The sequence below is a fragment of the Flavobacterium sp. YO12 genome (genome assembly GCF_004119495.1).
In the GTDB taxonomy this organism is placed as follows: Bacteria; Bacteroidota; Bacteroidia; order Flavobacteriales; family Flavobacteriaceae; genus Flavobacterium.
Genome location: NZ_NRQU01000105.1, coordinates 1 through 9,226 on the forward strand (window position 1 = coordinate 1; position 9,226 = coordinate 9,226).

Sequence of the window (9,226 nt, forward strand, 5' to 3'; positions counted from 1 at the left end):
CTCAAAAACTAAAGTATTCTATGCATCATTGAATCCCGAGAAAAATTACTCTAAAGACATACTGGTAGTAAATAAAAAAATACCTCCTTCAAATAGCGGCAGCAATAAAACTTCGTGGATATTTTATGGATATTGCAAATCTGATAAACTAAAAAGCGGAATCTCAATACCGATAAATATTATTGAAAGTGGAAGTTTAAACACAAGCCAGATTCCGATTTGGAGAATTAAAACGGTAAAGGATAAAATAATTTATAGAAGAGAGAATAATATAATCAATAGTCCATTTTCATATGAAATGCGTCAATATTGGGCAACTCCATTATTTATGATTGCAATACTCCCAGCACTATTTTGTTATTTAAAAATAAGACGAAGAGAAAACACACGCAAGCCCTAATTCTATGTTTAAATACAATGATAAAGACGTTAGAATTATTAAGTCTTTATTAATTACATCTATTCCCATTGCGATAATATTGATAATTCTACGTTATACAGGTATCCTAAAATATCTAAAAGAAACTCATAATCAAAAAACTATTATATTTGTTTTTCTCAACACGAAATTAATTTAAAAATAAAGAACAATGCAAAACTCAAAATACACAAAATTTGCTGTAATAATTTTAGTTATATTATTTATAGTAATTAGCGTTATAAGCTAAAAAAAACTTTCACTATTCTACTTTTGTTATAACGATAATGAAATAAAGTAGAATTTATATTTATTCCCCATTCTCAGATAGACAAAAAATGCAAACATCAAAATACACTAAATATATTATAATCGTAATGGTTATTTTATTTGTAATCATCAGCGCTATAAGCTGCTCAACACATACTCACACGTATACACCTGCAACATCAGGTAAAAAAATACCACCAGGACAAGCAAAGAAAATGAATGGAGATAAAAGTGCAAAAGCTTATGCTCCAGGACAGCAAAAAAAGCATTAATACTGTACAAAGCAAAAAGCCTTCTGAAATTCAGAAGGCTTTTTTACTATTCCAAAACCTGAGTGCTACTAAAAATATAAAAAACTAACTAACTATTATAAAATAACGTAATGCTTTATTTTGAAGTAATTTTCTTGGCTGGTGAATTTGTAATTTTCAGCAGATAAGTTCCTTCAGGAAGATCATTAACATTCAGTGAACTGGTATTACCCAACACCTTCTGTCCTTGCGAAAACACTTCAATATTTTTTGTTCCTGCATTTACATCACTGTTCGTTATTATAGAACCTGATGCTGCAGATTTTGTATTTACTTTAGACTTTAAAACTGCCGGCTTTGTTACCGCCGCTGCTGCTATAGTAACGACTGCCTTAGAGCTATTATAAAGCTCTGTAACCTGTTGATCTGTCAAAGCTGTATCATAGATCTTTAAATCGTCGATATCAGCGTTAATTCCAACTGTCGTATTTACTTCTCCTAATCTAAAAATATTTCCTTTCGTTGAACGTGTTATACCGCTTAACGATTTCAACAATTCTCCGTTTCTATAAATTTTAGAAACTGTACCATCATACGTAATAGTATATTGATACCATGTGTCTTTGCTTAAAGTGGTTGAAACAATAACATCGTTAGTAGCACCCCAGCCTGCTAAACTTAAATCTGAATTTGACGATGAGGTACCTTGCTGTAATAATCCGCAATACTGCGCATTGTAAGCTGTACCGTAACCCCAAATATAATTTGCCGCAGTAATATCATTAAACTTAACCCAAATACTTACTGTTCTTGCATTATTTGCCATTGGCAGATTATCAATAACAGCTTCCATAGCCCTGCCATTTAGTCTTTGTGCACTTGCAGTAACTCCTGCTCTATCAGCAACAAAATTATTTGTTCCGATAAAAGAAGTCGTATTTGCTGTATTATTTAAAGTCCCATTGAAACTAAACTCCTGAATTGGGTTCTGAGCAGTCGCATTCAAATAACTTACAAACAAAAATGAGAGTAGTAATTTTTTCATGATATGTAGATTTAGGGATTAAAAAAAACATTGTGTCATTTTAACACTGCTAAACTAGATTATTATGTTTTTGAGCTGAAATTTATCCGACAACTAACCTAAATAATCGTTCAAATAACCAAAACTGATGATTTTTAGCCAACAATTAGAATTACTTATACCACATACTATTATATTAAAATTTTAAACATCTCATAATTAAACTAAAATTTTCTTACGTATAAATACGGTATTCTCACTTAAAACAAACACATTCATAATTTTAAAAACCAAAAATTACACGCAATCGTACTATCAACTAAAAATAGTTCCATAAAAAAACTCCATTCGCAAATACGAATGGAGTTCTAGTATCTAAAAAAAGCAGTCTAACCTACTTTACAAATTCAATTTTTTGAGCTTCTTCTTCATTAACACTATCAAAGAAACCTTGTTCATTCATCCAGTCATCACTAAATACTTTACTCATATAACGTGAACCATGATCTGGGAAAATTGCTATAATATTACTGTCTTTTGTAAACTCTCCTTCTTCTGCATATTGTTTAATAGCCTGCATTACTGCTCCAGAAGTATAACCTACAAACAAACCTTCTTTTCGAGTGATTTCTCTAGCTGAGTGCGCACTCTCCTCATCGGTCACTTTCATGAACTTATCGATGATATCAAAATCTGTAGCTGATGGGATTAAATTTTTTCCTAAACCTTCAATTCGGTATGGATAAATCTCTTTATTATCAAATTCTTTTGTTTCGTGGTATTTCTTCAATACTGATCCAAAAGCATCAACACCTAAAATTCTAATATTCGGATTTTGCTCTTTTAAGAATTTTGCTGTTCCAGAAATTGTTCCTCCAGTTCCGCTGCAAGCAATAAGGTGTGTAATTTTTCCTTTAGTTTGTTCCCAAATTTCAGGGCCAGTAGTGTTGTAGTGGGCATCAATATTTAATTGATTAAAATACTGATTGATATAAACCGATCCTTTTGTTTCCTCGTGAAGTCGTTTAGCTACATTGTAATACGATCTTTCATCGTCTGCAGAAACGTGAGCAGGGCAAACATATACTTTGGCACCTAAACTCCTCAACATGTCAATTTTATCTTTGGATGATTTTGAACTTACGGCCAAAATACAATTGTAACCTTTTATAATGCTTACCATTGCCAAACTAAAACCTGTGTTACCTGATGTAGTTTCGATAATAGTATCACCTGGTGATAAAATTCCCTTTTTCTCGGCTTCTTCGATAATATATAACGCTATTCTATCTTTTGAGGAATGACCTGGATTAAAAGCTTCTACCTTTGCGTAGAAATTTCCTTCTAACTCTTCGGTGACTTTATTTAGTTTAATAAGCGGGGTATTACCTATTAATTCTAAAACATTATTATAAGCGTTTATTTCTTCTTTCATAAAAAAATAGTTAATCGAGATGGTATTTTAAAATAACCTCGATAGGTTGCAAATTTAACAAAAAATTTTTAATTAGCTTTTAATTTTTTCTAAATCTAATAAAAAACTAAATTCCTTTGCTAAGTCTCTCAAAGCCTCAAAACGTCCTGAAGCCCCACCATGTCCAGCATCCATATTGGTATCTAAAAACAAAAAATTATTATTTGTTTTTAAATCTCTCAATTTAGCCACCCATTTGGCTGGCTCCCAATATTGTACCTGAGAATCGTGCAATCCTGTTGATACATACATATTAGGATAGTTTTGCGCTTTTACATTATCATACGGTGAGTACGTTAACATATAATCATAATACTTTTTATTATTTGGGTTTCCCCATTCGTCATATTCTCCGGTTGTAAGCGGAATACTGTTGTCCAGCATTGTTGTAATGACATCTACAAAAGGCACCTGAGCAATAACTCCGTTGTATAATTCTGGAGCTTCATTAACAACAACTCCCATTAAAAGTCCTCCTGCAGATCCTCCTTCAGCATATAAATGTTCAGGAGATGTATAATTCTCGTTAATTACAAATTTAGAGCAATCGATGAAATCTGTAAAGGTATTTTTCTTTTTTAACAGTTTTCCATCTTCATACCATTGTCTTCCTAAGTCTTCTCCTCCTCTAATATGTGCAATCGCATAAACAAAACCGCGGTCTAACAAAGAAAGCCTTGTCGAAGAAAAATAAGTATCCATAGTAATTCCATAAGAACCGTAAGAGTATAACAACAACGGATTTTTCCCGTTTTTCTTCAACCCTTTTCTATAAATCATCGAAATTGGCACTTTTACACCATCTCTTGCTGTTGCCCAAACACGTTCTTCGGTATAATTTTCTTTGTCAAATTTACCCCCTAAAACCTGTTGTTCTTTTAAGATTTCTTTGGTTTTGGTTTTCATATTAAAATCAATAACAGACGACGGCGTAGCAAGCGATTGATAGCTGTATCGCAACACATCTGTATCAAAATCAATATTTGTTGTAGTATAGGCATTATATGTTTCACTGCCAAATGGCAGATAATAATCTTTATCTTCACCCCAAGGCATAATTCGGATATGATTTAAACCGTTTGAGCGTTCTTCTACAACCAGAAAGTTTTTAAAAATCTCAATATCTTCTAATAAAACATCTTCTCGATGCGGAATAAGATCTACCCAATTTTTCTTTCCAGTTTTATTTTCAGGCGTTTTCATTAATTTAAAATTAGTCGCCTTATCTTTATTCGTCAAGATATAAAAGAAATCTTCGTAGTGCGAGATGCTATACTCCAAACCACGAACACGAGGCTGAAAAACCTCAAATTCACCATCAGGATTATCTGAATTTAAAATTCTATATTCAGTTGTTAAAGTACTTCCTGAACTTATTACAATATATTTTCTTGATTTTTCTTTACTTACCGAAACATTAAAAGTATCATCAACTTCATCATAAACCAAAACATCTTTTTTTGAATCTGTATTTAGTTTATGTCTAAAAATCTTATCGGCTCTTAAAGTAACTTCATCTTGTCTGGTGTAAAAAATAGTCTTATTATCATTTGCCCAAACAGATCCTCCAGTTGCATTCTCGATTTTATCTGATAATATTTCTCCTGTTTCAAGATTTTTAATCTGAATCGTGTAAATTCTTCTTCCAACAATGTCAACTCCAAAAGTGACAAATTTATTATCTGGACTTATACTTAAACCTCCTAATTTGAAATAAGCATGCCCTTTTGCTAATTCATTACAGTTGAATAAAATTTCTTCATCTGCAGAAAGACTGCCTTTTTTTCTAGCAAATATTGGATAATCCTGACCTGTTTCAAATCTTGTAATATAAAAATATCCGTTGTAAAAATAAGGAACCGATGAATCATCTTCTTTAATTCTCGCTTTCATTTCCTCATATAATGATTCTTGTAAATCCTTTGTATGAGCGGTCATTTTTTGATAAAACTCATTCTCTTTATTCAAATAATCAATGACTTCTGGGTTCTCTCGATCGTTCAGCCAAAAATAATTATCTATCCTAGATTCTTTATGTTTCTTTAATGTTTTTGGAATTTCTTTAGCCTTTGGAGCCAATATATCGTTTTGCATTATTTAATTAAGCTTTTGTTTTTAAATACGGAAAGGCAAAAATACTACAATCAGAATAGAACGGGAATTAATTTTTTCATAAAATATTCTATTGTAATCATAAAGCAATATACTAATTTTGTATGAAATAATTTAAAAATCAACAAAAAATGGATTTAATGGGAATGATGGGAAAACTTAAAGAAACCCAACAAAAAATTGAAGATACAAAGAAACGCCTAGATACTGTTTTAATTGACGAACAAAGCGCTGACGGATTATTGAAAGTAACATTAACTGCCAATAGAAAAATAAAAACAATCTCTATAGACGACTCTCTATTAGAAGACAAAGAACAGCTTGAAGATTACTTAATTGTAACTTTAAATAAGGCAATTGAAAAAGCAACAAGCGTAAACGAAAGAGAATTGGATGCTGTTGCAAAAATGGATATGCCAATGATTCCTGGAATGGATAATTTGTTTAAATAGTTTTTTTTTAAGATTCAAAGTGGCAAAGGTTCAGAGGAACAGAGGTTTTCTTTGCTTAATGTATAAAAACTTCAATTCTTTAAAACAAAAAAAAAGACGCGTTGCGTCTTTTTTTTGTTTAACGTTATTCTCTATGCCTTTGTCACTTTGAGCCTTTGCCACTTTGAACCTTTAAAATTAAATCTTCGAAAGCATTTCCACTACATAACTATGCATAACCTCTTTATAATCTAAATGCGTTACAATTCGGAGTTTATTATGTCCAAGCGAACTTATTATAATATTTTTCTGTTTTAATTTTTCAATCAAAAGCTGATCGCTGTATCCTTCTGCTAAAGAAAAAATCAAAATATTAGTTTCTACCGGTTCTACTGAAGCAACCCATGATTTTGTACTCAAAATAGCCCCAATTTCCTTAGCTCTTCTATGATCTTCTGCCAAACGTTCGATATTATTTGCCAAAGCATATAATCCTGCAGCAGCCAAATAACCAACTTGACGCATTCCACCACCCAATATCTTTCTGATTCTCAACGCCCTATGAATATCAGCTTTACTTCCAAGCAAAACAGAACCAATTGGCGCCCCTAATCCTTTTGACAAACAAACTGATATAGTGTCGAAAATCGCTCCAAATTCTTTCGGATTTTGCCTTTTTGCCACTAATGCATTCCAGATTCTGGCTCCGTCTAAGTGGAATTTTAAATTATTTGCATCACAAACTCTTTTTATTTCTCTTAAATCTTCTAATTCATAACAAGCACCACCACCCTTGTTAGTCGTGTTTTCTACACAAACCAAACTTGTTAAAGGACTGTGATAAAATTCAGGATCATTTATAGCTGCCGCAACCTGTTTTGCATTTATCATACCGCGATGACCGTCTAATAAACAGCAGGAAACACCGCTGTTAAAAGAAACTCCTCCTCCTTCATAATGATAAACGTGTGCATATTTATCAGCAATTAACTGCTCACCCGGCTGTGTATGCAGTTTTATAGCTGTTTGGTTTGCCATAGTTCCTGACGGAAAAAAAAGTCCAGCTTCCATACCAAAAAACTCAGCTACTCTTGTTTCTAATTCTATAACCGTAGGATCTTGTTTGTATACATCATCGCCAACATGAGCGTTAAACATATACTGCAGCATCTCCTGTGTAGGTTTAGTTATGGTATCGCTAATTAAATTTATTTCCATATAAAACTATATCTTTTTTTTTGGACAGCAAAATTACATATTACTGTTAGTTTTTGATCGCAAGTTTTAATAAATTTTAACTTGCCACATAACTATAGAACCAAATTAACGTAATATTTATAAAAAACATATAAATCATGTCTTAATAATTCAAAAAATAAGTTGTTATTTTTAAAACTTTTTCAACTAAACCAAAAATATATATTCCTAATTAGTATTAATCAATCTTTTTTAGACAAATAGTATTTCCTTTATATTATCCCTGATGATTTAGTATAAATTCTAAAAACTATATCTTATTTTTGTACAACGAAATTACGTTGTATTTTTTTCTATAGAAACGTAATAGCGGTAAAAAACAAACAAAAAACACTTATTAATTTATGACAACAGCCGAACAAGTAAAAGGTATTGTGGAGCGCCTTGGTGCGTTGAGGAGGTATCTTTGACGTCGATGCCAAGCTAATCGAAATTGCAAACGAAGAAGAAAAAACTTTTGCTCCAGATTTCTGGAATAATCCCAAGGAAGCCGAAAACATTGTAAAAAATCTTCGAAACAAGAAAAAATGGATTGAAGATTATGACAAAGCTGTCTCACTTACAGAAGAATTGCAGCTGGCGTATGATTTTTATAAAGAAGGAGAACTTTCTGCAGACGAACTTGACGAACAATACAACGTTACACAATCTCATATAGAAAACATCGAATTCAAAAACATGCTTTCTGATGAAGGTGACAGTTTAAGTGCGGTTCTTCAAATCACTGCTGGAGCTGGCGGAACTGAAAGCTGTGATTGGGCAGGAATGTTAATGCGTATGTACATGATGTGGGGAGAAAGTTATGGCTATAAAATAAAAGAGCTGAACTTTCAAGCTGGTGACGTTGCCGGAATCAAAACGGTTACTTTAGAATTTGAAGGCGATTATTCATTTGGGTATTTAAAAGGAGAAAACGGTGTACATCGTTTAGTTAGAATTTCACCTTTTGACAGTAATGCAAAACGCCATACCTCATTTGCTTCTGTGTATGTTTATCCGCTGGTTGATGACAGTATCGAAATTGACATTAATCCTGCTGATATCGAAATTACTACTTCTCGTTCAAGTGGAGCTGGAGGACAAAACGTAAATAAGGTAGAAACAAAAGTTCAATTGGTGCACAAACCAACCGGAATCCAAATTCAGTGTTCTGAAACAAGATCTCAGCAAGATAACAGACAACGTGCTATGCAAATGCTTCGTTCTCAGTTGTACGAAATTGAATTAAAAAAACAACAAGCACAACGTGCTGATATTGAAGCCGGAAAAATGAAAATTGAATGGGGTTCGCAAATACGTAATTATGTAATGCAACCTTATAAATTAGTAAAAGATGTTCGTACTGGTTATGAAACAAGTGACGTCGATGGCGTAATGAACGGAAATATTGACCCATTCTTGAAAGCATTTTTAATGATGATGGGACAAAAAGAAGAGGAATAGTCAAAAGTGGTCTTTGCTCGGTCTTTAGTAGTTAGTTTTAGTTTACAATAAACTTTAAAGAAAAAAATTATGATAAAATGGGCAGATGTAATTCATTTTACAAATAAAGGAAATCCAGCTCCTGAAAAAAGAGTTGAAAAAACTGAAGATGAATGGAAGCAGCTTTTAACTCCCGAAGAGTTTCAAGTAACACGTTTAAAAGAAACTGAGAGATCTTTTAGTTCTGAACTTTGCAGTTTATTTGATCCTGGAATTTATGAGTGTAAATGCTGCGGCACTTTGCTTTTTGATGCTTCAGAAAAATTCGAATCAGGAACAGGCTGGCCCTCTTTTACACAACCAATAAAAGAAAATGCAATTGCTTATCATGCTGACAAGTCATACGGAATGATTCGCGTTGAAGCAGTATGCAATGTATGTGATGCACATTTAGGACATGTTTTTCCAGACGGACCACAACCAAGCGGCTTGAGATATTGCATTAATGCAATTTCACTCTCTAAAATTAAAGACTAATAAAAAGCGATTCCTTTGCTCAAAAAAGGA

9 protein-coding genes are annotated in these 9,226 nt (G+C 32.5%); 5 read left to right on the plus strand and 4 right to left on the minus strand.

The window, feature by feature from the left end; translation table 11 throughout:
• On the plus strand, positions 1-400 hold a 400-nt coding region (locus BOW55_RS20915; protein WP_164975080.1), incomplete at its 5' end, for a hypothetical protein.
• A gap of 356 nt (positions 401-756) precedes the next feature.
• The gene (locus tag BOW55_RS20015) at positions 757-960 is read left to right on the plus strand and encodes a hypothetical protein (RefSeq protein ID WP_129026161.1); all 204 of its coding nucleotides are present in this window, start codon (positions 757-759) and stop codon (positions 958-960) included.
• Positions 961-1,075: 115 nt separating this feature from the next.
• Here the strand turns inward: BOW55_RS20015 and BOW55_RS20020 are convergent, their stop codons facing one another.
• The 3 genes from BOW55_RS20020 to BOW55_RS20030 form a co-directional block, all read right to left on the minus strand.
• A complete protein-coding gene (locus BOW55_RS20020; protein WP_129026163.1) occupies positions 1,076-1,984 on the minus strand; it encodes a LamG-like jellyroll fold domain-containing protein in 909 nt (302 codons plus the stop codon).
• 373 nt (positions 1,985-2,357) lie between these two features.
• Complete coding sequence (locus BOW55_RS20025; protein WP_089052352.1) at positions 2,358-3,398, minus strand: PLP-dependent cysteine synthase family protein; 1,041 nt, start codon at positions 3,396-3,398, stop codon at positions 2,358-2,360.
• Positions 3,399-3,470: 72 nt separating this feature from the next.
• Positions 3,471-5,531: a S9 family peptidase gene (locus BOW55_RS20030; protein ID WP_129026165.1), complete on the minus strand. Its 2,061-nt coding sequence runs from the start codon at positions 5,529-5,531 to the stop codon at positions 3,471-3,473.
• A 149-nt stretch (positions 5,532-5,680) separates the two neighbouring features.
• On the opposite strand from BOW55_RS20030, the gene BOW55_RS20035 reads away from it, so the two are divergent.
• Positions 5,681-6,001, plus strand: a complete 321-nt coding sequence (locus tag BOW55_RS20035) for a YbaB/EbfC family nucleoid-associated protein (RefSeq protein WP_089052354.1) — start codon at positions 5,681-5,683, stop codon at positions 5,999-6,001.
• 177 nt (positions 6,002-6,178) lie between these two features.
• On the opposite strand, the gene BOW55_RS20040 is transcribed toward BOW55_RS20035, so the two are convergent.
• Positions 6,179-7,198 (minus strand): low specificity L-threonine aldolase, encoded by a 1,020-nt coding sequence (locus tag BOW55_RS20040; protein ID WP_129026167.1) that lies wholly within the window; start codon positions 7,196-7,198, stop codon positions 6,179-6,181.
• A 383-nt stretch (positions 7,199-7,581) separates the two neighbouring features.
• Here BOW55_RS20040 and prfB point away from each other — a divergent pair.
• Together prfB and msrB are read left to right on the plus strand one after the other, a co-directional pair.
• A protein-coding gene (gene prfB / locus BOW55_RS20045) for a peptide chain release factor 2 (protein WP_129026169.1) occupies positions 7,582-8,680 on the plus strand; the annotation gives its coding sequence in 2 pieces (ribosomal slippage) (positions 7,582-7,644 and positions 7,646-8,680; 1,098 coding nt in all).
• 69 nt (positions 8,681-8,749) lie between these two features.
• Complete coding sequence (gene msrB, locus BOW55_RS20050) at positions 8,750-9,196, plus strand: peptide-methionine (R)-S-oxide reductase MsrB (RefSeq protein ID WP_129026171.1); 447 nt, start codon at positions 8,750-8,752, stop codon at positions 9,194-9,196.
• The last annotated feature ends 30 nt before the right edge of the window (positions 9,197-9,226 follow it).

Bases quoted from the DNA above. Each gene is read 5' to 3' on its own strand.
- BOW55_RS20040 (WP_129026167.1), bottom strand. From the start codon at position 7,198: ATGGAAATAAATTTAATTAGCGATACCATAACTAAACCTACACAGGAG.
- BOW55_RS20025 (WP_089052352.1), bottom strand. From the start codon at position 3,398: ATGAAAGAAGAAATAAACGCTTATAATAATGTTTTAGAATTAATAGGT.
- BOW55_RS20020 (WP_129026163.1), bottom strand. From the start codon at position 1,984: ATGAAAAAATTACTACTCTCATTTTTGTTTGTAAGTTATTTGAATGCG.
- BOW55_RS20030 (WP_129026165.1), bottom strand. From the start codon at position 5,531: ATGCAAAACGATATATTGGCTCCAAAGGCTAAAGAAATTCCAAAAACA.
- BOW55_RS20035 (WP_089052354.1), top strand. From the start codon at position 5,681: ATGGATTTAATGGGAATGATGGGAAAACTTAAAGAAACCCAACAAAAA.
- msrB (WP_129026171.1), top strand. From the start codon at position 8,750: ATGATAAAATGGGCAGATGTAATTCATTTTACAAATAAAGGAAATCCA.
- BOW55_RS20015 (WP_129026161.1), top strand. From the start codon at position 757: ATGCAAACATCAAAATACACTAAATATATTATAATCGTAATGGTTATT.